This window comes from Mesorhizobium sp. M0140, assembly GCF_040322475.1.
In the GTDB taxonomy this organism is placed as follows: Bacteria; Pseudomonadota; Alphaproteobacteria; order Rhizobiales; family Rhizobiaceae; genus Mesorhizobium.
The window spans coordinates 304,219-325,898 of record NZ_JAMYTM010000003.1 but is presented as its reverse complement, the minus strand read 5'-3'; the positions used below and the strand labels follow the sequence as shown (position 1 = coordinate 325,898).

16 protein-coding genes are annotated in these 21,680 nt (G+C 63.1%); 6 read left to right on the top strand and 10 right to left on the bottom strand.

All coding sequences use genetic code 11. From position 1 onward, the window contains the following. Nucleotides 1-26: 26 nt before the first annotated feature. Nucleotides 27-2,171 carry a TonB-dependent siderophore receptor gene (locus NKJ37_RS05300; RefSeq protein WP_352773057.1) on the bottom strand — a complete coding sequence of 715 codons (2,145 nt, stop codon included), beginning with the start codon at nucleotides 2,169-2,171 and terminating at the stop codon, nucleotides 27-29. A 354-nt stretch (nucleotides 2,172-2,525) separates the two neighbouring features. On the opposite strand from NKJ37_RS05300, the gene NKJ37_RS05295 reads away from it, so the two are divergent. After that, nucleotides 2,526-3,902, top strand: a complete 1,377-nt coding sequence (locus NKJ37_RS05295) for an MFS transporter (RefSeq protein WP_023811732.1) — start codon at nucleotides 2,526-2,528, stop codon at nucleotides 3,900-3,902. Nucleotides 3,903-4,157: 255 nt separating this feature from the next. Here NKJ37_RS05295 and purH read toward each other — a convergent pair whose 3' ends face one another. The 4 genes from purH to htpX form a co-directional block, all read right to left on the bottom strand. Then, nucleotides 4,158-5,774, bottom strand: a complete 1,617-nt coding sequence (gene purH, locus NKJ37_RS05290) for a bifunctional phosphoribosylaminoimidazolecarboxamide formyltransferase/IMP cyclohydrolase (RefSeq protein WP_352773048.1) — start codon at nucleotides 5,772-5,774, stop codon at nucleotides 4,158-4,160. Nucleotides 5,775-6,125: 351 nt separating this feature from the next. Then, on the bottom strand, nucleotides 6,126-7,850 hold the full coding sequence (locus NKJ37_RS05285) for a heparinase II/III family protein (RefSeq protein ID WP_352611343.1): 1,725 nt from the start codon (nucleotides 7,848-7,850) through the stop codon (nucleotides 6,126-6,128). 146 nt (nucleotides 7,851-7,996) lie between these two features. After that, the gene (locus NKJ37_RS05280) at nucleotides 7,997-9,385 is read right to left on the bottom strand and encodes an RsmB/NOP family class I SAM-dependent RNA methyltransferase (RefSeq protein WP_352611344.1); all 1,389 of its coding nucleotides are present in this window, start codon (nucleotides 9,383-9,385) and stop codon (nucleotides 7,997-7,999) included. Continuing rightward, nucleotides 9,382-10,401 carry a zinc metalloprotease HtpX gene (gene htpX, locus NKJ37_RS05275; protein ID WP_352611345.1) on the bottom strand — a complete coding sequence of 340 codons (1,020 nt, stop codon included), beginning with the start codon at nucleotides 10,399-10,401 and terminating at the stop codon, nucleotides 9,382-9,384. The genes NKJ37_RS05280 and htpX overlap by 4 nt, the downstream gene beginning before the upstream one ends. Nucleotides 10,402-10,538: 137 nt before the next feature. Here htpX and NKJ37_RS05270 point away from each other — a divergent pair, with 137 nt between their 5' ends. Continuing rightward, the gene (locus NKJ37_RS05270) at nucleotides 10,539-10,760 is read left to right on the top strand and encodes a DUF1674 domain-containing protein (protein ID WP_352555469.1); all 222 of its coding nucleotides are present in this window, start codon (nucleotides 10,539-10,541) and stop codon (nucleotides 10,758-10,760) included. 8 nt (nucleotides 10,761-10,768) lie between these two features. Here NKJ37_RS05270 and NKJ37_RS05265 read toward each other — a convergent pair whose 3' ends face one another. Continuing rightward, nucleotides 10,769-11,434, bottom strand: coding sequence for an HAD-IA family hydrolase (locus NKJ37_RS05265; protein WP_352555467.1), 666 nt, complete (start codon nucleotides 11,432-11,434; stop codon nucleotides 10,769-10,771). Nucleotides 11,435-11,602: 168 nt separating this feature from the next. Between NKJ37_RS05265 and NKJ37_RS05260 the strand changes: the two genes are divergently transcribed. From NKJ37_RS05260 to NKJ37_RS05250, 3 genes are all read left to right on the top strand, one after another. After that, on the top strand, nucleotides 11,603-12,472 hold the full coding sequence (locus NKJ37_RS05260; RefSeq protein WP_023811738.1) for a transglutaminase-like domain-containing protein: 870 nt from the start codon (nucleotides 11,603-11,605) through the stop codon (nucleotides 12,470-12,472). Between the two features lie 347 nt (nucleotides 12,473-12,819). Further along, nucleotides 12,820-14,295: a TadE/TadG family type IV pilus assembly protein gene (locus NKJ37_RS05255; RefSeq protein ID WP_352773045.1), complete on the top strand. Its 1,476-nt coding sequence runs from the start codon at nucleotides 12,820-12,822 to the stop codon at nucleotides 14,293-14,295. A gap of 385 nt (nucleotides 14,296-14,680) precedes the next feature. Next, entirely contained in the window at nucleotides 14,681-15,949 is a 1,269-nt protein-coding gene (locus NKJ37_RS05250) for a class I SAM-dependent methyltransferase (protein ID WP_352441020.1), read from the top strand. A 1-nt stretch (nucleotide 15,950) separates the two neighbouring features. On the opposite strand, the gene NKJ37_RS05245 is transcribed toward NKJ37_RS05250, so the two are convergent. Together NKJ37_RS05245 and acs are read right to left on the bottom strand one after the other, a co-directional pair. Then, nucleotides 15,951-16,694 carry an MOSC domain-containing protein gene (locus NKJ37_RS05245; RefSeq protein ID WP_352555461.1) on the bottom strand — a complete coding sequence of 248 codons (744 nt, stop codon included), beginning with the start codon at nucleotides 16,692-16,694 and terminating at the stop codon, nucleotides 15,951-15,953. A 2-nt stretch (nucleotides 16,695-16,696) separates the two neighbouring features. Further along, on the bottom strand, nucleotides 16,697-18,652 hold the full coding sequence (gene acs, locus NKJ37_RS05240; RefSeq protein WP_352773042.1) for an acetate--CoA ligase: 1,956 nt from the start codon (nucleotides 18,650-18,652) through the stop codon (nucleotides 16,697-16,699). Between the two features lie 314 nt (nucleotides 18,653-18,966). Between acs and NKJ37_RS05235 the strand changes: the two genes are divergently transcribed. Continuing rightward, complete coding sequence (locus tag NKJ37_RS05235; RefSeq protein ID WP_109664371.1) at nucleotides 18,967-19,239, top strand: usg protein; 273 nt, start codon at nucleotides 18,967-18,969, stop codon at nucleotides 19,237-19,239. A 58-nt stretch (nucleotides 19,240-19,297) separates the two neighbouring features. On the opposite strand, the gene NKJ37_RS05230 is transcribed toward NKJ37_RS05235, so the two are convergent. Further along, nucleotides 19,298-20,332 (bottom strand): aldo/keto reductase, encoded by a 1,035-nt coding sequence (locus NKJ37_RS05230; RefSeq protein WP_352773039.1) that lies wholly within the window; start codon nucleotides 20,330-20,332, stop codon nucleotides 19,298-19,300. Between the two features lie 52 nt (nucleotides 20,333-20,384). Next, nucleotides 20,385-21,566 carry an MFS transporter gene (locus tag NKJ37_RS05225; RefSeq protein ID WP_352773036.1) on the bottom strand — a complete coding sequence of 394 codons (1,182 nt, stop codon included), beginning with the start codon at nucleotides 21,564-21,566 and terminating at the stop codon, nucleotides 20,385-20,387. Nucleotides 21,567-21,680: the final 114 nt, after the last annotated feature.

Below are 21,680 nucleotides of genomic sequence, written 5' to 3'. Positions count from 1 at the left end.
CCGCTTCGAAACTAGCGTTCAAAAAATCACCAGGAATGTTTGAGCGTGCCGACGATTTTCAGCCGGTCGCCGTAAAATTCGGTTCCGTAATAGCTGGTTGTCAAATACTTCCGGTCAAACAGGTTCGTTGCGTTCAGGGCCAATGTCACGTCCTTGGTCATCTTGTAGCTGATCGCCGCATCCACCAGTGCGTAGCCGCCAATCGAAGTCGTGTTCGCGTCATCCCCGTAAGTTTGCCCGATATAGCGCACGCCTCCGCCGATGGTCAGGTCGCCACGCCGTCCTTCCTCGGGAAGCGTATAATCAACCCAGGCCGAAGCCAGGTGGCGAGGGACACGTTGCGGCCGATTGCCGGCATTTCCGCCAATACCGTCTTCCAGGATCTCGGCATCCCAGTAGGAATAGGCAAGTGTCAGGTTCAGGTTTTCCGCAATGGCGGCCTTGCCCTCGAGTTCGATGCCGCGGACGCCGACCTTGCCGATCTGCTGCTGGACAACAGGCGTGACATAGGTCGGAACATTGGTTTGGGTAAGGTCGAAGACCGCGGCCGTGAACAGGCCGTCGAAGCCGTCGGGCTTGTACTTGATGCCTGCCTCATACTGCTTGCCCTCTTGAGGCTTCAGCGAACCCGAGACCGCATATCCGTTGGCACTTGGCGCCACGAGCGGCTGGAAGCTTTCCGAATAGTTGGCGTAGACCGCGAGGTTCGGGGTGAATTTGTAGGTCAGGCCGGCGCGCTTGGTGAAGGCGGATGCCGTGTCATCGTCCTGCGTTCCCGAGTCGAGATAGTCCGCCGTCGTATGCACGCGGTCCCAGCGCCCGCCCAGGGTGACGATCCAGCGGTCGTCAAACGTCAATTGCTCCTGGGCATAGACACCGACCGCCTGTTGCTTGACCCGCCAGTTCACGTAGGGGCCGAGATTGATGCAGGACAGACCGCAATAGGTCGGATTGTCGATGTCGATGGGACCGGCGGTGCCGAAGAGGATGTTTTCGCGGGTGTTGTCGTTGGCGTAGTCGACGCCGACAAGCGTCTTGCTGTCGATCCCGTCCCAGCCCGTATCGTATTGCAACTGATTGTCGAAGGCATAGCGGTTGGACACGCCATGGACGGAAAATGCCGTGCGATCCGCCGTGGGGTCAAGCGACGCGCCGTAGACCTCGGCGTAGTCGAGGCTCAAATGCGTGTAGCGGGCATTGGAGCGGAGGGTGAGGTTCTCGTTAAACTCGTGCTCGAACTGGTAGCCGATATCGACCTGCTCCGTGTTGAAGCGGTTGAAATCCGGCTCGCCCAGGAATGTGCCGACGTCGATATTGCCGCCAGCCGGGGTGCCGCGTGCGCCTGTCCCATCTCGCTTGTAATAGTCAGTCAGGATGGTGAGCGACGTTCCTTCCTCGGGCTTGATGGTCAACGCGGGCGCGATGTAAAGCCGATCGTCGTTGGAATAATCCCATCCTTGATCGCCATCCTTGGCCAGCCCGGTGAGCCGATAGGTCCACACGCCATCGGGGTCGATCGGTCCGCCAAAATCAACGCCAACCTCCTTGGTACCGTCGCCATAGGACGTGTAAATCTCCCCCTGCTTCTGGTCCAGCGGCCGCTTGGTGATGGCATTGACCAGTCCGCCAGGGCCGTTGAGACCAAAAAGCGTCGATGTCGATCCCTTCAGGACCTCCACGCGCTGAAGTCCGTAAGGCTCGAGACGGCTGGCCGTGAACCAAGCGGGGATGCGCGCCGTGAGACCATCGCGATAAGTACCGAGCGATGTCTGGTCGAAACCGCGGATACGAATATAGTCGTATCGGTCATCATTGCCGAACTCGTCGGTGAGGACGCTGGATGTGTAGGCCACGGCCTGCTGGAGGCTTTCGACATGGCGTGCCTCCAGTTCCTTCTGGGTTACAACTGAAACCGAGGCGGGGACGTCGACGATGGGCGTATCGGTCTTCGTGCCGGTCGCCGTATCCTCGGCGACGATCGTTTGATCGGGCCCGACAACGCGGTCCGACTTGCCGGTGACGACGATCGTTTCCAGTTGAGTTGCATCGTCCGGCGAAACGTCCTGGGCCCGGCCGGCTCCCATCGCTCCAAAAGATGCCGCTATCAAGGCACTGCTCGCAATCAATCGCCTTGCCTGAGTGCGCAACAACGCCTGTCGACCAATCGTCATCTCTTATTCCCTGTCAGACCAATATCGAGCCGTTCGACCGGTGACTTTCCGGCCCTGCGCGAGCGCAATTAGTCAAACCGGACAAAAAGAGTCAACTTAATAATCAAGAAATTCGCGCCGGCGGCAATCGCTGCGAAGCAGGGGGTGGAGGACGGTGCCGGACCTTCGGGCCGACTTCCCCCTCGAGAAAAAATAAGGGCTTGGCCCGCGCCGCGGACGAAAGCCAATTGCTGGGTTTTCGAACAATGAACCCCCGGCAGGGGCAAGGGACGGCGCCAAGCTTCGTTCATTGCATGAGCGCATGAAACATGCAGACATGGCGCCCGACACGGAACCGGTGCCGGGGGGATCATCATGACGGTAGAGACAGTGCAGCGTGCGTCCGGGCGCGGCATCTGGGGATGGATGTTGTTCGACTGGGCGGCGCAGCCGTTCTTCACCGTCGTCACCACCTTCATCTTCGGGCCTTATTTCGTGTCGCGGATGGCGAGCGACCCGGAAACCGGGCAGGCGGCCTGGGGCTATGGCATCGCCGCGGCAGGTCTTGTCATCGCCGTGCTGTCGCCCATCCTCGGCTCGATCGCCGACCAGACCGGACCGCGCAAGCCTTGGATCGCATTCTTTGCCGCGGTCAAGGTCACCTGCCTTTGCATGCTTTGGTTCGCGGCCCCCGGTTCGAACCTTTTCCTGGTCGTGCTGTTCTTTTCGCTGGCGTCGGTGGCGGCGGAGTTTTCGACCGTGTTCAACGATTCGATGATGCCGCGCCTGGTGCCGAAGAGCGAGATCGGCAGGATCTCCAACATGGCCTGGGGGCTTGGCTATCTCGGCGGCATGATCGCGCTGATCTTCGTCGTCGCTTGCCTGGCCGGTTCGCCGGAGACCGGCAAGACGATCATCGGCATCGACCCGCTGTTCGGGCTCGACCCGAAGCTCGGCGAGGACGCGCGCGCAACCGGGCCTTTGTCAGCCGGCTGGTACTTCCTGTTCATCCTGCCGATGTTCTTTTTCACCCCCGACGCCATCAAGGGCCTGCCGATCGGTCCGGCTGTCCGAGAGGGGTTGGCGGAGCTGAAAGTGACATTGGGCGAGGTGCGTAAGCGCAGCGGTATCTTCCGCTTTCTGGTCGCCCGCATGATCTATCAGGACGGCGTCAACGCGCTGCTGGCGTTGGGTGGCACTTTCGCCGCTGCGATGTTCCACTGGTCGATCACCGAAATTGGTATTTTCGGCATCATTCTCAATGTCGTCGCCATCTTCGGCTGTCTGGTTGCAGCCCGTCTCGACACGGCGCTTGGCTCAAAAACCATCGTCATGATCTCGCTGGTCCTGCTCAGCATCGCCACGATCGGCATCGTCTCGACCGGGCCGGGCTATACTTTGTTCGGCCTCTGGATGATGCCTGGACCGGACAGCGGCGGCCTGTTCGGCACGGCAGCGGAAAAGGCCTACATCTTCTTCGGCCTGTTGATCGGTGTGGCTTTCGGGCCGGTGCAGGCGTCGTCGCGGTCCTATATGGCGCGCAGCGTCACGGCGGCAGAATCCGGCCGCTATTTCGGCATTTATGCGCTGGCCGGGCGGGCGACCAGTTTCCTGGCGCCGTTCATGGTCGCGTCGGTCACCCTGGCCAGCGGCTCGGCGCGGCTCGGCATGGCGGTGATCGTGCTGTTCCTGGGCATCGGCATGGCGATCCTGGTCAAGACGCCCTATCCGGCGGACCGGCCGGTGGATTGACTTTACCCTCCCCCTTGTGGGGGTGAGCAGCCGGTTCGCGAAGCGAATTCATCGTGCCAGTGGCACGATGAAAGGCCGGTGAACGCCGGGACGCTGCGAAGCAGCGGGGACCCGGCCCGGCGACTGGTCATTCAGAATTCAGCCCCGAGCCCTTCGCAGGCTTAGGGCGTTCGAAGCTCGAAAAGCCAAGCAATTGGCTTTTCGTTCGCTGCGCGAACCGCTTCTCACCCCCACAAAGGGGGAGGGTAAAAGCAGCTAATGGCGGAAATGCCTGACGCCCGTAAACACCATGGCGATGCCGTGCTCGTCGGCGGCGGCGATGACGTCCCTGTCGTTCATCGAGCCACCCGGCTGGATGACGGCGGTGGCGCCGGCGGCGATTGCCGACAGTAAGCCATCGGCGAAGGGGAAGAAGGCGTCGGAGGCGACCACCGAGCCCTTGGTCAGCGGTTCGGCGAGGCCGGCGGCCTCGGCGGCGTCGAGTGCCTTGCGGGCGGCGATGCGTGAGGAATCGACCCGGCTCATCTGGCCGGCGCCGATGCCGACGGTGGCGCCGTCCCTGACGTAGACGATGGCGTTCGACTTGACATGCTTGGCGATGCGGAAAGCGAATTTGAGGTCGGCCATTTCGGCCGCTGTCGGCGCGCGCTTCGTCACCACCTTCAGCTCGAGGTCGTCGACCACGGCATTGTCCCGGCCCTGGATGAGCAAGCCCCCGGCGACGGATTTGACCGTTGTGCCAGGCGTGCGCGGATCCGGCAGGCCGCCGGTGACCAGCAGGCGCAGGTTCTTCTTTGCCGCAACGATTGCCGCGGCCTCGCCGGTCGCGCCGGGTGCGATGATCACTTCGGTGAAGGTCTTGACGATCTCTTCCGCCGCCTCGGCGTCGAGGGTGCGGTTGACGGCGATGATGCCGCCGAAGGCCGAGACCGGGTCGCAGGCCAGCGCCTTGGCGTAGGCGGCTTTCAGCGAGGCGCCTTCGGCAACGCCGCACGGATTGGCGTGCTTGATGATGGCGACGGCGGCGGAAAGATCGGGGTCGAACTCGCCGACCAATTCGAAGGCGGCGTCGGTGTCGTTAATGTTGTTGTAGGATAGCTGCTTGCCCTGCAGCTGGCGTGCCGTGGCGACGCCCGGGCGCTTGTCGCCGTTGACATAGAAGCCGGCGCTCTGATGCGGGTTCTCGCCATAGCGCATCACCTCGACCAGCCTGCCGCCAAAGGCGCGCCATGTCGGATGTTCGATCTCGAGCGCCTCGGCGAACCAGCCGGAGATCGCCGCGTCATAGCTGGCGGTGCGGGCAAAGGCCTTGGCCGCCAGCTTCTTGCGGAAATCCAGCGACAGCGAGCCGATGTTCATCTCCAGCGCATTCAGCACCGAAGCGTAATCGCCGGGATCGGTGACGATGGCGACATAGGCGTGGTTCTTGGCCGAGGCGCGGATCATCGCCGGGCCGCCAATGTCGATGTTTTCGACGATCGACGCGTAGTCGGCGCCGGAGCGGCGGACCTCCTCGAACGGATAGAGATTGGAGACGACGAGATCGATCGGCTCGATGCCGTATTTGCGCATTGCCGCGGAATGCTCCGGATCGTCGCGCACGCCAAGCAGCGCGCCATGCACGCCGGGATGCAAGGTCTTGACGCGGCCGTCCATGATCTCGGGGAAACCGGTGAGCTCGGAGACGTCGCGCACCGCCAGGCCCGCCTCGGTGATCGCCTTTGCCGTGCCGCCGGTCGAGACCAGTTCGACACCGGCCGCTGTCAGCGCTTTGGCGAAATCGATAAGGCCCGTCTTGTCGAAAACGGAGAGCAGGGCGCGACGCACGGGAACAAGGTCTGGGGCGGGAATGTTCTTGGCGGCGACGGCCATGGGCTGGCGGCCTTTCACGACTGGTGTGGTGGATGCCCGCGCCCGTAGCACATGCCGCCCGGAAATCAAACCGGCGGTCAGGTTGGGGCAAGGCAACGAATCCGTGTTAACGGGTTTCTTCGGAGACTTCGCAGGCGCGTTGGCTGACGGAGCACCAACGAAAAAACCCGCCTATGCGGCGGGCCACTGGCGCAAATCAGCACCATAGGCAAAAATGTACCATAGCTGAGGGCACGGAGTCAAGAAAAAATTCCTATCGTGGGAAAGCTGCCGGCACTAAAGCTGCCGATGCCCCAAACTGGTTGTCGTCAGGCCTTTTGTTAACCTGAGTTCGAAGCCCTGTCAGGAGGGTCAGTTGTTTTCCGGGTAGCCGGCGATGCTGGTGCGGGTCAGCTGCCAGTGGACTTCGGCGATTTCCGAAGCCTTGAAGGCAAGCACGATCTGGCGGCTGCGGCGCGGGCCGCCAAGGCCGGCGAAATAGATCGATTCCTCGACCTCCGGCACCACTTCGGCTGCTGTGAACACCCAGGTGTCGGCCTGATCGGCGGCCAGCACCAGGCGGTCATGCTCGTCCTGCAAAAGGTTGACGTCGGGATGAACGTGAAAGCGGACGGTGACGAAGTCGCGCCCATTGTTGCGGATCGCCGTATTGCCGGGGCGCTGGAAGCGGTCGCGGCCAGCCAGCACATTGCCGTTCGACGACAGTTTCAGCTCGCGCTCATGCAGGAAGCCGAAGCGCGGGACATAGCCGTCATGGCGGGCGATGAAGCCCTGAACGCCCTTCTGGTCGGTGCGCTTGCACTGCACATGCTGCGGGCCGCCGATCAGCGGCGAACCGAGCAGGTCGTTGACGCGCAACGAATGGCTGAAGCGCGCCGACGAGGTGTCGTTGATGGTGGCGGTCGAGTGCGCGGCGGTGGCGCGCGCCAGCGGCCGGAATTCAGCCGCGCCATAGGTGTCAATGCCGGCATTGACGATGTAGTGCTGGCGGCCGGACGACAGTTCGAAGGCGAGGCAGCTGGCGTGTGCGGCGTTGGACACATCGATCGGCGGCGGCGGGCCGGTGTCGGCGATGACCGTGGTGCCGCCCATCGACAGGCGCTCATAGCCGGAATGCGGCGCATGCAGCAGCGGCGCGCCAGCGGTGTCGTCGTGGCGCAGAATGGTGGCGATGCGGTCGTGGATGGTGGCGCCCATGCCGTTGAAGCGGGCGAGGCTGCCATCCTGATGGCGGAAGAAGCGCAGCGCCGGCAGCATGCGGTCGATGGCGCCGATCAGCGCCTGCGGCGGCGTTTCCGCCTGGTTGGCATAAGTCTGGCGCAGCGGCAGAAGGTCGGCGAGGATTTCCAGGACGACCATCGGATTGCGCGAAATGTGCCCGCCATCTGCGAGGATCTGGCGGTCGAGTTCCTCGGCAAGATTGCGGGTCGCGCCCCGCAGGGCCGATGCCGGCGCCGGCAGGGACAAGGCAGCGAAGGCGAGCGCGATGCGGGCCCGCAGCCTGTCCTTGCCGTCGGGCATTTCGCGCGCCATCGACCTGAGGTAGCGGATTTGGATGGCAACCGATTTCAGGAAGGCGCGGTAGAAAGGGAACTCGGCGCCCTGCAATACGACCGAGGAGTGCTGCAACCAGGCGATGATGCGCTTGGCCGTCGTGCCCGGCTCCCAGGCGATGCCGGAAATATGGCTGCCATGCATGGTGATCCAGTCGGAGACCAGGGCGCGGGCATTGGCGGCGGCAAGCTCGGTGCCGGCGGCGCGCATATGGCGCAGCCAGCGAAAGCCGTGCAGCGTCTTCTGCCAGCCGTGATTGGGCACGTTGATCTGGAAAGGCGACTTGCCGCCGGTCTCGACGAGATGCCCCGACAGGGGATAACGGCCGTAATAGATCTCGAGTGCGATCTGCGGGTCGGCGAGGCGCAGGTCCGGCGGTGCGATCAGCACACGTTCCGGCGTGCGGCCGGAATAGCGCCAGCGATAGACAGGCCCGGCGCGCAGGCGCCGGCGCGTTTTGCGCCAGAACTCCTTCGCGACAAGCGTCCATAGACGCGTCGTGCTGCTGGCAGCAAGTGCCAAAACCCCTCCTGATCGTCCTCTACCCCGGCGCCGAGTCTACATGATTGCACGATTCGTGCGAAGGCGAATTCCACGAGCCCACGCCGGTTCACCTGGTTTTGCCCCCGATCCTGCCTAAAAAGTCAGTAGATCCGGCAGTTCAATCCCTAGCCGGCTCGCCGCATGCGAGCGGCGAAGAAGCCGTCGAGGCCCGAGCGCTCCGGCGCGCCGAGGTCCAGGTCGGCGGGCGTGGTGCGCAACGTGCCCTGCGGCGTCAGGAACGGATCGATGCCGGCGATCTCGCCTTGCCGCAACGGATCGTTGGTGATTTCAGGCGTGCCGGCCAGAAAGGCGCGATAGAGATCCTCGCCCTCGAGCGGGTCGAGCGAACAGTTGGAAAAGACGATCGTGCCGCCGGGCTTCACCAGGGTGACGGCGCGGGCGAGCAGCCTGCGTTGCAGGTCGGCCAGTTTTTCGACATCGGCCGAAGTCTTGGTCCATGGCACGTCGGGATGCCGCCGCACCGTGCCGGTCGACGAGCAGGGCGCGTCGAGGAGGATCGCGTCGAAGAGTTCTTCCGGCTCATATTTGAGCAGGTCGGCCTGGACGATTTCGGCCGACAGGCCGAGACGGTCGAGATTCTGCGTCAGCCGCACGAGCCGGTTTTTTGACGTGTCGACGGCGGTGACCTTCGCGCCGGCAACGATCAGCTGCGCGGTCTTGCCGCCGGGCGCGGCGCAGAGATCGGCAACCCGCAATCCCGTGACATCGCCGAACAGCCGGGCGGGCAGGCTGGCCGCGGCGTCCTGGACCCACCAGGCGCCCTCGGCAAAGCCAGGCAATTCAGTGACAGCACCGACAAGATTCTCGACTCGCACCGTGCCTGTCTGCAGGACGATGCCGCCGAGCTTTTCGGCCCAGAGACCGGGATCGGCCTTGACCGAGAAGTCGACCGGCGCCTCAACGCGATGTGCTTCGAGGATCTGTCTGGCCTTCTCGTTGCCGTAGGTGGTCTTCAGCCTGTCGGAAAACCATTTGGGCGCCTCGTCGGTGGCGGCAAGGGCGGCAGGCAATTCCGTTTCCTTGGCCCGTGCCAACGTGCGCAGAACGCCATTGACGAGGCCGGAGAAGCGCACCGTGCGCGGATCGGACTTGGCATGGGTCACCGCAATGTCGACGGCGGCGCTGTCGGGAATATCGAGGAACAGGATCTGTGCTGCGGCCACATGCAATATGTGCGACAAAGCGGTGGCATTGGGCGGCAGCGGTTTTTCCAGGCGCCTCGCCAGCAGCCCTGATATGGTCATGCGATAGCGTAGCGCGGTGACCAGGATGGCGCGGACCAGGCCGCGATCGCGCAAGTCGAGCGCCTTGTATTGCGGGTGGCCGTTCTCGTGATCGGTCAGCCCATCAAGCGGCGTCCTGGCGTCGATGACGGCGGCAAGCAGGCGCGCCGCCGCCTTGCGGGCGGCGAGGCCGGCAACGAAGTCGCCGCCGTCCCTGTGTTCCTGATCACTTGAAACAGTGCGTCGTGGTCCTCTGTCCGCCACGCTCACGACCACCGGCCCTTGGGCCCGGTCGGATTGCGACCCCACGGGTTGGACTTCGGCTGGGCGGGCTCCGCCGACTGCTCGGGCCGCGCTGCCTGATCCCATGGGCCGGATGGCCGTAGTTCGTCCGCCTGGCGTGGCGTTGGGGCCTGGCGCTGGGCGGCCTGGGTTTGGCTGCCGGCCATGTCGCGCGCCATCGCTTGCAAGGCTGCGATGCGGTTCTCAGTGGCGGGGTGGGTGGAGAACAGGCTGTCCATGCGCTCGCCGTGAAGAGGATTGATGATGAAGAGATGCCCGGTCGCGGGATTTCGCTCGGCATCGGGGTTGCGGATGCGTTCGGCGCCGCGGGCGATCTTGTCAAGCGCCGATGCCAGCCAGAGCGGGTGTCCACAGATTTCGGCGCCACGCCGGTCGGCCTCGTATTCGCGGGTCCGGCTGACCGCCATCTGCACGACCATCGCTGCAAACGGAGCCACGATCATCGCAACCAGCACGCCGACAAAGCCGAACGGGTTGTTGTCGCGGTTGCCGCTGAAAAAGAAGGCAAAATTGCCGAGCATTGAAATGGCGCCGGCAAAGGTGGCGACGATCGTCATGGTGAGCGTGTCGCGATGCTGCACATGGGCGAGCTCGTGCGCCATGACCGCCGCGACCTCTTCAGGCGTCAGCGCCTGCAACAGGCCGGTGGAGGCAGCCACCGCCGCATTCTGCGGATTGCGGCCGGTGGCAAAGGCGTTCGGCTGCGGGTTGTCGATCAGATAGGTCTTCGGCATCGGCAGGCCGGCCTGTTTGGCCATTGCCTGGACGATGGCGTAATATTCGGGCGCGTTCCTTTCATCGACCTCGACGGCACGGTTCATCGACAGCACCATCTTGTCGGCATTCCAGTAGCTGAACAGGTTGGTGCCGGCGGCGATCAGCAGCGCGATCATCATGCCGCCGGTTCCGCCGATCAAAAAGCCGACGCCCATGAACAGCGCGGTCATCGCGGCAAGAAGCATGGCGGTGCGGATGGTGTTCATCGTCTGCTCCTGTCCGGGGGATAGCGAAAAGGGGTCGATCGTCGTGGGTTCATGGCTATATGATGGGAAACGCCAGTTCCTGTTTCAATTGACTGGACTCAATCTGCTGACTGGACTCAATCTGCCGAGATTATCGCATGACCGACGAAATCAGTAAAACAGGCTCCGCTCCTGCCGAAGCGGCATCGCAAAGAGAGCTAGCGCCGGCCGCACGCCGTGCGTTGGCCGAGGCCGCCGCGCGGCGGGAACACTACCGCGAAAAGGAGGCCGCGCTGCCGAAGGAGATCGGCGGCCGCGGCGGCAAGGAGCCAGGGCGCTACGGCGACTGGGAAGTAAAGGGCCTGACCAGCGACTTCTAGATGCCTCCCTACGCAGCGTTGCGCTGCGGCTCGAGCGCGATCCAGCCACGCTCGTCGACCGTGATGCCGACCATGTCGTAGCCTGCGATCGCGGCATGTTGCGTTGGCAAGGGGTGCTTGTGCGTGGCGCTGATGACCATGACCGCCGCGCCCGCCGCTTCGGCTGCCGCGATGCCAGCTGGAGCATCCTCGAAGACGAGGCAATCGCGCGCGTCGAAGCCGAGCCGTTCCGCGCCAAGCCGGAAGCAATCGGGCGCCGGCTTGCCGCGGGAGACATCTTCCGCCGCGACGATGACGCCCGGGACGGGGATGCCGGCGGCCTTCATGCGCAACAGCGCCAGCTCGCGCGGGGCGGAGGTGACGATTGCCCAGCGTTCGGGCGGCAGCGAATTGAGAAATGCCACGGCGCCGGCGATCTGGAGAATGCCATCGAGATCGGCCGCCTCGGCCTTCAGCAGCAGATCAGCCTCGTATGCCGGGTCGACGCCCGGCAGTGCCAGGCCGGTGATGGTCTCGATCGCGCGCACGCCATGGATCGTCGGCAGGAAGGCGGCGACGTCGAGGCCTTGGCGACGTGCCCAATCGCTCCACACCCGTTCCGCCGAGGCGATGGAATTGATGAGCGTGCCGTCCATGTCGAAGAGGAAGGCCGCGAATTTTCTGCCTGAATACATGATTTTCCTTGAGTTCGGGGAGCGCTGGTGGGGTTGCCGAACCTAACGTCTCGACCGCGGCAGGGGAAGACACGGGGTGGGCTTTTCGATCGGCCCAGGGAACCACGGTATCCTCCGGGCGTTTGGGAAGGACTGCTTCTCACAACAACGATCGAAGGGGGACCAACGATGCTGATCCGGCTCGGCTACGAAATCGCCATCGAATGCGTAGCCGCCACGCCGGTGATTTCAGTGCTCGAGATCCATCGGGACAGGCAGGCCGACATCAAGCGGCAGACGCGGGTGCTGACCTCGCCCGCGGTGCCGACAAGGCTGTACCATGACCTGCATGGCAATGCCTGCCGGCGCTTCACAGCACCCGCCGGTGGTTTTCGCATCCTGTATGACGCGGTCGTCGAGGACAGCGGCGAGACGGACGAGGTCAACACGCTGGCCAGGGAAGTGCCGGTGGCGGACCTGCCCGACGAAGTTCTCGGTTATCTCCTGGGCAGCCGCTATTGCGAGACGGATCATCTGAGCAGCCTGGCCTGGGAGCTCTTCGGCGACATCCCGTCCGGCTGGGCGCGCGTGCAGGCGATCGTCGATTATGTCCACAACCGGCTGTCGTTCGGCTATGGCTATGCGCGCTCGACCCGCACCGCGGCGCAGGCGCATGAGGAGCGCGTCGGGGTCTGCCGTGACTTCGCCCATCTGGCGATCACGCTTTGCCGCTGCATGAACATTCCGGCACGCTACGTGAACGGCTATCTCGGCGATATCGGCGTGCCAGCCGATCCGGCGCCGATGGACTTCTCGGCGTGGCTGGAAGTGTTCCTCGACGGCAAATGGTACACGTTCGATCCTCGCCACAACACGCCGAGAACCGGCCGTATCGTCATCGCCCGCGGCCGCGACGCCACCGACGTGCCGCTGCTGCACAGTTTCGGCCCCCACCGGCTCAGCCTGTTCAAGGTGTGGACCTACGAACAGGAAGGCAATCTGTTCAACCCGCCCTACCACGGCATCGACAGGACCGTCAGCGCACAGATGCTGGCGTAGTCGCGAGGCCTACCGTTGCAACTGCTCCAGGGTGGTCAGGAGGTTTTCTCCGGGCCGCAACTTTCGGGACACATGGTCCGCTTCGGCACAGTGAGCTTGTGCCGCAACAGGACGCCGTCGACGGCGTCGCGGTGCCTCGGGCCAGATCATGGTAAGCGGCTGGTAAACGCCAGCGCCATGGTGCGTTCCCGTTTACCAGCCGTTCACCTTTGTTGGTTCCAAAGTTTAACAAAAACAGCGACTTGCCACTGGAAAGCCAGCTCTCCGCCCAGCTAGGGCGTCATCCGGCGGGAATCCTGCATTGCCCTTTCCGCGGCGACGAGGCCGAGGCGAGTGGAGGCTGTAGGATGCGAAATTACGGGGGTCTTGTTCACGCGGTTGGCGGGTTCGCCAGGGATCGCGGTGGAAATTTCGCAGTCCTGTTCGGCCTTAGCGCCTCGGTCTTGGCGCTGGCCGTGGGCTTTTCGGTCAACGTATCGCAGCTCTACAATGCGAAAACGAGCCTTCAGGGCGTGGTCGACGCCGCGGTCACGTCGACGGCACGCGACCTGACGACCGGTGTCATCAAGGAAGCCGATGCCAACAAATCGGTGCAGGCCTTTCTCGACGCCAACAGCCAGGCAGGCATTCTGCAGGCCGACCAGATCGTACTCGACAAGCTGATCGTCAACAGGACTGCCAAGACGGTCCAGGCCGACGCCCATGTCGATGTCGGGCTGTATTTCCCGATTTTTGGCACGGGCGACATGAAACGCGTCGCCGCCTCCACGACGGCGCTCTATTCGGACAAGACCATCGAAGTGGCGATGATGCTCGATGTGACCGGGTCGATGAGGAAGCGCGGCAAGGTCGACAAAATCGGCGATCTGAGAGCTGCTGCAAAAAACGCCGTCCGGACGATGCTGCAGAACCAGGATCCGAAGAACCCCCGCATCCGCGTCGCGATTGTGCCTTACGCATCAGGTGTGAACGCCGGCAAGCTGGCGGAAAACGTCTATGCCGAGAAGCAAGGGAGCTCTGAACTGCCACCCGTCGCCGGCAGTCCGCTTCTCGTCGCCAAGACGGGCAAAAATCTGCTGCCCTCCTTCAGCGAGTACATCTCCATCGTCGGCGCGGCGATGCCACATCCCGACAACTGCGCCACGGAGCGCAAGGACAAGAACGGCAACGCGGATATGAGCGCCGACGGCCCAGACACGGTTCGCACCGACAAGGAAGGCAAGAAATATTATGCCCTGGTCAATCGGGACGATCATCTCGGCGGGGACATGAACAGGTGCCCTGATGCGGAAGTGATCCCGCTGACCGCCGATTCCGATGCATTGCTTGAATCGATCGAGGACTTCCAGGCCGATGGCTACACGGCCGGCGCGATCGCCATTCAGTGGACCTACTATATGCTGTCGCCGCAATGGCGCACTGCGATCAGAAATGCCGGTCTCGGCAAAGGCGCCTCGGACGCCGATCCGAAGAAGATCGCCAAGGTCGCGATCCTGATGACCGATGGCCAATTCAATACCGCCTTCGCCGGTGCTGGGGACAGCTACAACAGCCAGGGCAACCTTGCGCGCGGCAACGCCGGAACGCTGTGCGGCAACATGAAAAATGACGGCATCGAGATTTTCACCATCGGCTTCGATCTGAACAACAAGGACATGTCGGCAACCGAGCGGGACCAGGCAAAGGCGGTGCTGAAGGACTGTTCATCGAAGGACGCCTCCGCCGCCAAGAGGCATTTCTTCGACGTGTCCACCGGAGCCGAATTGGACGACGCCTTTCAGGAAATCATCCGCAACACCGAAAAGGTCGCATTGACCCAGTAGTCTAGTCCGCAAACGGAAAAGGCCGCCGCTTCTTTCGAAGCCGGCGGCCTTCCGTGTTTCCGTCCGTGGCGCGGCCCTATGGCGATGACCTATGAGGTCACCCGCCGCGCATTTCGCGCCTTAACGGGAAGACTGCTTCCCGAAAGTGCAATCCGCTGAGGCCACGTTCTGGAAAACGAAATCACTCGACATCGGATCACCTCCTTTCGATTTGTTGAACACATACTCATGATGGGGTGCGTTGCAGCAAAAGACAAGGCGCAGGTTTGAAAAAGTGGGAAGGTGCTTTTGGCACGACACTGGGTTGCGGGCTGTCGGCCGGGCAGGCAAGATCATGGCATAGAGCCGAGCCGGCAATCCGGGTCGGCCCCTGTGGGAGGGATGCATGGAGGCAGCCGAGAGAGCGGCGCGGATCGTGCGGACGGTTGTCGAGACGCTGAAACCGGGCTTTGCCGTCAGGCTGTGGACCGGGGAGCGGATCGGCCCCGCCACGGGTCCAGTGCTCACCATCAACGACCAGGACATCGTCTGGCAGGTGGTGAAGCGACCATCCCTGTCGACGCTGATCGAAATGTGGATTTCCAAGACGATCGATATCGAAGACGGGACGTTTTTCGACTTCTACGCCCTGCCGTCGCAAGGCAAGCTCAGAACCAAGCTCAAATCGCTGCCGAAAATGGCGATCCTGCGCGACCTGCCTTCCGTGCTTTTGGCACGCAGGCAGATGACGGCGCGGACCGATCTGTCGGGGCGCAATCCCTATGTCAGCGGTTCGAGCCAGGAGGCGATCCAGCATCACTATGACATTTCGAACGCCTTCTACCGGCTCTTCCTTGACGAGCGCATGGTCTACAGTTGCGGCTACTTCAAGGATTTCGCCAACAGCATCGATCAAGCGCAGATCGACAAGCTCGACCATATCTGCCGCAAGCTCCGGCTGAAGCCTGGCGAACGACTGCTCGACATCGGCTGTGGCTGGGGAGCGATGCTCATCCATGCCGCGAAGAATTATGGCGTCATCGGCCACGGTGTCTCGCTGTCGCAGGCCCAGACCAATCTTGCCCGTGAACGCATCCGCGCCGAGGGTCTGGAGGACCGCATCACCATCGAGATCAAATCCTATGCCGAACTCACCGGCTCGTTCGACAAGATCTCGTCGATCGGCATGTTCGAGCATCTCGGGCTCGCCAACCACGCGACCTATTTCTCAACTGTCCACCGCCTGCTGAAGCCCGGCGGCATCTATCTGCATCACGCCATCACCAGGCGCAGCAAGGGCGACATGAAGAAGACCCTGCGCAAGGGGCCGGAGTTCAAGGCGCTGATCAAATACATTTTCCCCGGCGGCGAACTCGACACGATCGGCATGACAACAGGCAATCTCGAGGCGCACGGCTTCCTGGTCTACGACGTCGAGAATCTGCGCGAGCATTACGCCCGCACCTGTCGCCTGTGGGCCGAGCGCCTGCACGCGCGTTTCGACGAGGCTATCGCCGAGGTGGGCGAGGCCAGGGCGCGGCTATGGCTGCTCTACCTGACCGGCTGTTCGATCACCTTCGAACGTGCCTCGGCACAGATTTTCCAGACCGTCGTCACCAAGCGCGCGCGCGGCCCAAGCGGCCTGCCGCCGACGCGGGCAGATCTGTATCGATAGCTTACACGAAGCGCATCGCGTCGCCGACTTCGACGCGCGCCGGCCGGTCGATCGTGCAGTAGACGCCGAGATTGTGGGCGTTGTGGCGGACCAGGTTGCGCAGGATCGCCGGATCATGGTCGAAGCCATCCTGGGCGACGATGGTGAAACCGCAGCGGCGGCAGGGTTCGGAGACAGTCAGCAGGAGATCGCCGATGGCAAGCTTGCGGCCGATCCATTCCGTTTCCGGAAACGACCCTTCGATTGCCGTCATGTCGACGACGATGTTGGGGCGGAAGCGGCGTGGGTCGGCGACCCCTTCCGGATGCAACGCTTTGAGCCGTGCCAGCGAGGCGGTGGTCAACAGATGGATGGGCGCCTTGCGGTAGCGCTCCGCGGTCAGCGGGCCGGAATAGTCAGGTCCGGCATTCTCGCGGCGAAACGGTCGGATCGAGGCCTCGAAGCCGAGATAGGCCGACACCGCGCGGTCGCTCTCGATACTTGGCGCAGCCAGCCAGTTGTCCCCGGGAACGGCAATCTCGAGTTCCAGGGTCGGCGACAGCCGGGTGCGGATGCGCGGCACCTTGTGCCATTTCGGGTCGCGGTCCGGTCGCGCGATCTCATTGTCGGACGCGTCGACGAGGCCGAACATGCGGTCGCCCTCGATGCTCTCGATATCGACCGAGATTGTTTCCCGACGCTCGCCGGCAAGCGAACTCGCCGGATAGCGCCAGAGTTCACTGACAGTGCCGAGCGCGGCCTGCATCATCAGCTCTTCTTGTTTTGCCGGTTGGCGACCAAATCATCGACGACGGCCGGATCCGCGAGCGTTGAGGTATCGCCGAGCGCTGAAAAATCGTCCTCGGCAATCTTGCGCAGGATGCGGCGCATGATCTTGCCGGAACGCGTCTTCGGCAGGCCGGGCGCGAACTGGAGCTTGTCGGGCGAAGCGATGGCGCCGATCTCCTTGCGGACATGGGCAACCAGCTCCTTGCGCAGTTCCTCGCTAGGCTGCTCGCCGGCCATCAGCGTGACGTAGCAGTAGATGCCCTGGCCCTTGATGTCGTGCGGATAGCCGACGACGGCGGCTTCCGAAACCTTGTCGTGGCTGACCAGTGCGGATTCGACCTCGGCCGTGCCCATGCGATGGCCGGAGACGTTGATGACGTCGTCGACGCGGCCGGTGATCCAGTAATAGCCGTCGGCGTCGCGGCGACAGCCGTCACCGGTGAAGTACTTGCCCTTGTAGGTCGAAAAATAGGTCTGCACGAAGCGGTCGTGGTCGCCATAGACGGTGCGCATCTGGCCGGGCCAAGAATCGGTGATGCACAGATTGCCGTCGGCCGCACCTTCCAGCACCTTGCCCTCGCTGTCGACCAGCTGCGGCTTGACGCCGAAGAAGGGCCGTGTCGCCGAACCCGCCTTGAGGTCGGTGGCGCCCGGCAGCGGCGTGATCAGGATGCCGCCGGTCTCGGTCTGCCACCATGTGTCGACGATCGGAACCTTGCCGTTGCCGACGATGTTGAAATACCACTCCCAGGCTTCCGGATTGATAGGCTCGCCGACCGAACCTAGCACGCGCAGCGACTTGCGCGACGTCTTCTTTACGTGCGCATCGCCGGCGCCCATCAGCGCGCGCAATGCCGTCGGCGCGGTGTAGAAGATATTGACCTTGTGCTTGTCGATGACTTCCCAGAAGCGCGACTGCGACGGATAGTTCGGCACGCCTTCGAACATCAGCGTGGTGGCGCCGTTGGCGAGCGGGCCATAGACGATGTAGCTGTGGCCGGTGACCCAGCCAACATCGGCGGTGCACCAGTAGATGTCGCCGTCATGGTAGTCGAAGACATATTGGTGCGTCATCGAGACGTAGACGAGATAGCCGGCGGTGGTGTGCAGCACGCCCTTCGGCTTGCCGGTCGAGCCCGATGTGTAAAGGATGAACAGCGGGTCCTCGGCCTTCATCTTCTCGGGCTTGCATTCGGCTTTCACCGTCGCGATCTCGTCGTGGTACCAGACGTCGCGGCCGGGAACCCAGCCGGTCTTGCCGCCGGTGCGGCGCACGACCACCACCTTTTCGACTTTCGTTCCGGCTTTCGCGGCGATCTCGATCGCCTTGTCGGTGTTTTCCTTCAAAGGGATCGGCTTGCCGCCGCGCAGGCCTTCATCTGATGTGATGACGAAGGTCGACTTGCAGTCGTCGATGCGGCCGGCCAGCGCATCCGGCGAGAAACCGCCGAAGACGATCGAATGGACGGCGCCGATGCGCGTGCAGGCCAGCATCGCATAGGCCGCTTCCGGAATCATCGGCATGTAGATGGTGACGCGGTCGCCTTTCTTGACGCCGTGCTTCTTCATCACATTGGCGAGCCGGCAGACATGCTCGTAGAGCTCGTTGTAGGTGACCTTCTTGTCGTCGTAGGGATTGTCGCCTTCCCAGATGATGGCGGTCTGGTCGCCGCGCTTCTTCAGGTGCCGGTCGATGCAGTTGTAGGAGACATTGGTCAGTCCGTCCTCGAACCATTTGATCGAGACCTTGCCGTCGAAGGAGGTGTTCTTGACCTTGCTGTAGGGCTTGAACCAGTCGATGCGCTTGCCGTGCTTGCCCCAGAATTTGTCCGGGTTCTTGACGCTGTCGGCATACCATTTCAGGTAGGTGTCATTGTCGATCAGCGCGTTTTTCTTCCACGCCGGCTGGACGCGATGGACATGAACCTCGGACATTCCTGACTTTCCTCCCGAACCAATCGCCGGCTTGAAATGTCGGCGGGATCGCAGCGGCACGGCCGCGAATTCGGCGGCATTATTACCAGTTCCGCCGTTACGGCAACATTAGACGTTGGATTCGCGCGGCGGGATGCCGCAGGTGTTTTTCCCGCCGCTGTCAGCACTCGATCAGCGTCGCTGCTAACTGCATGTTTTCGCGCGGAAAACCCGTTTTCGATCAGGAAAAATCAATAGACAGTTAAGCAACGGCGCGCACACTCTGACGTTGGGAGGAAAGGAGACTCAACCAGGACCGCCCAAGGGGGACTGCCATGCGCGACCATTCCGAAATGGACCTGATGCTCAAAGGCTATGGCCTGACCACGGCCAAGATTCTCTATCACTTTCCCGATCATCCGCATCTGTTGCAGAGCTTCATCTGGCAGGACTACGATCTGGCGCCACAATTTCCGGTACTGATCAAGTTCATCGAGTTCTGGAAGGCCAAGCTGGACGGGCCGCTGCATTCGATCAGCTACACCCACCAGAAGCTGATCGCGCCGAATGAATGGCGCAAGGTGGATGGTGAGTTCGTGCTGCACTGAACGCGGTACAACCGATCTCCCCCGCAAGGGGGGAGATTGGCAGCTTCAACGCCAGTGCTCACACCACCGGCGGATTGAGCCGGGCAAAGCCTTCCTGCCGCCGATACGGGAAGTACGGGTAGGGCGCGGTGACTTCGCTTGCCGCGTCGAGTTTCCTGATCTGCTCCGGCGTCAAATTCCAGCCGACGGCGCCGAGGTTCTGGCGCAGCTGTTCTTCGTTGCGGGCGCCGATGATGACGGAGGAAACAGTCGGACGCTGCAGCAGCCAGTTGATGGCGATCTGCGGCACGGTCTTGCCGGTTTCCAGCGCCACCGCATCGAGCGCATCCATCACCCGATAGAGATGCTCGTCCTCGACCGGCGGTCCGAAGCTTGCCGTGTCGTGCAGCCGGCTCTTTTCCGGCAAGGACTGGCCACGGCGGATCTTGCCGGTCAGGCGGCCCCAGCCAAGCGGGCTCCACACCAGCGCGCCGACGCCCTGGTCGAGGCCGAGCGGCATCAGCTCCCATTCATAGTCGCGCCCGACCAGCGAATAGTAGACCTGATGCGCGACATAGCGTGGATAGCCTTGGCTGTCGGCTTGCGCCAACGACTTCATCACCTGCCAGCCGGAGAAATTGGAGACGCCGACATAGCGCAGCTTGCCGGCGCGCACGAGTTCGTCCAGCGTCGACAAGACCTCCTCGATCGGTGTGCCGGCATCGAAGGCGTGCAGCTGCAGCAGGTCGATGTAATCGGTGCCGAGGCGCCTCAGCGCATCATCCACGGATCTGATCAGCCGCGACCGAGACGAGCCATAGTCGGCCGGCCCGTCGCCCATCGGCAGCGCGGTCTTGGTCGAGATCAGCACGGCGTCACGGCGGCCTCTTATGGCTTCGCCCAGCACCTCTTCCGAAGCGCCGTTCGAATAGACGTCGGCGGTGTCGAACAGGTTGACGCCGGCCTCCAGGCAAATGTCGATCAGCCGCCGCGCTTCCCTGGCGTCGCTGTTGCCCCAGGCGCCGAACAGCGGGCCGGAGCCGCCGAAGGTGCCGGCGCCGAATGAGAGTGCGGGCACTTTCAGGCCCGATGCACCGAGACGTCGGTAGTCCATCTTTTTACTCCTGTGGAACGAAGGGTGTGGAAAGCGGGTTTGCAGAGGACGGTCACGACCGGATGGAGGCAGGCTCGCCAAGCGTGACGGTGCGATCGAGACGCAGCGCCAGGCCCGCCACGCCGAGCGCCGCGAGCGGCAGCAGGGCGGCGACCCAGGTGAGGGAACCCAGGCCAAGGCCATGGGCAATGACCGCGCCGCCAAGCCAGGCGCCTGCGGCGTTGCCGAGATTGAAGGCGGCGATGTTGAAGGACGAGGCGAGGCTCTGACCGGCACCTTGCGCCTTGTCCAGCACCCACATCTGCAGGGGCGCCACGGTGGCGAAGGCGGCGGCACCGAGCAGGCCGACATAGATGACGGCCATGACCTGGCTGTGGATGGCAAAGGTCATGGTTGAAAGCACCAGGGCCAGCACCACGAGACTGCCCAGCACGGCCGGCACCAGCCAGCGGTCGGCGACCTTGCCGCCAAGCAAATTGCCGGCGATGAGGCCGCCACCGAAGACGAGCAGGATCGGCGATACCGCTGCTTCCCCAAAGCCGCTGATCTCGGTCAGCAGCGGCGCGATATAGGTGAAGACGGCGAAGACACCGGCATAGCCGAGCACGGTGGTGGCAAGACCGAGCAGGACGGGGGTGCGGCGTAAAACGGCGAGATCGGCGCGCAGATCGCTCTTTTCGGGAGCCGTCTGGCTGCGCGGCACCAGAACCAGGATGACGGCGAAGGCCGCCAGACCGACCAATGTCACCGCCCAGAAGGTCGCCCGCCAGCCGAAGGCCTGGCCGAGCCAGGTGCCGAAGGGCACGCCGAGGATGTTGGCGATGGTCAGGCCGGTGAACATCAGCGCGATCGCCGAAGCCTTCTTGTTGGGTGCGACCAGTCCGGTGGCGACGACAGAGCCGACGCCGAAGAATGTACCGTGGGCAAAAGCGGTGATGATGCGGGCGCCCATCAGCGTCCAGTAGTCGGGCGCCAGTGCACAGGCGAAATTGCCAAGCGTGAAGATCGCCATCAGCACCAGAAGCACGGTCTTGCGTGGCCAGTTACCGGTGACGATGGTCAGCAGGGGCGCGCCGATGACGACGCCAAGCGCATAACCAGAAATGAGCTGGCCGGCGGCCGAGATCGAAACGCCGAGATCCTTGCTGACATCGAGCAGCAGACCCATGATGACGAATTCGGTGACGCCGATGCCGAAGGCACCGGCGGCGAGGGCGTAGAGAGCAAGAGGCATGGCGGTTTCCACTTCGATGACGAAGAGCGCCGTCCCGCGCCCCGACCCCTGAGATCGTGCTCCCCTGCATTGTGAACCAGACTTGCCTTGGGCACATTTTCTGTGAAATAGATT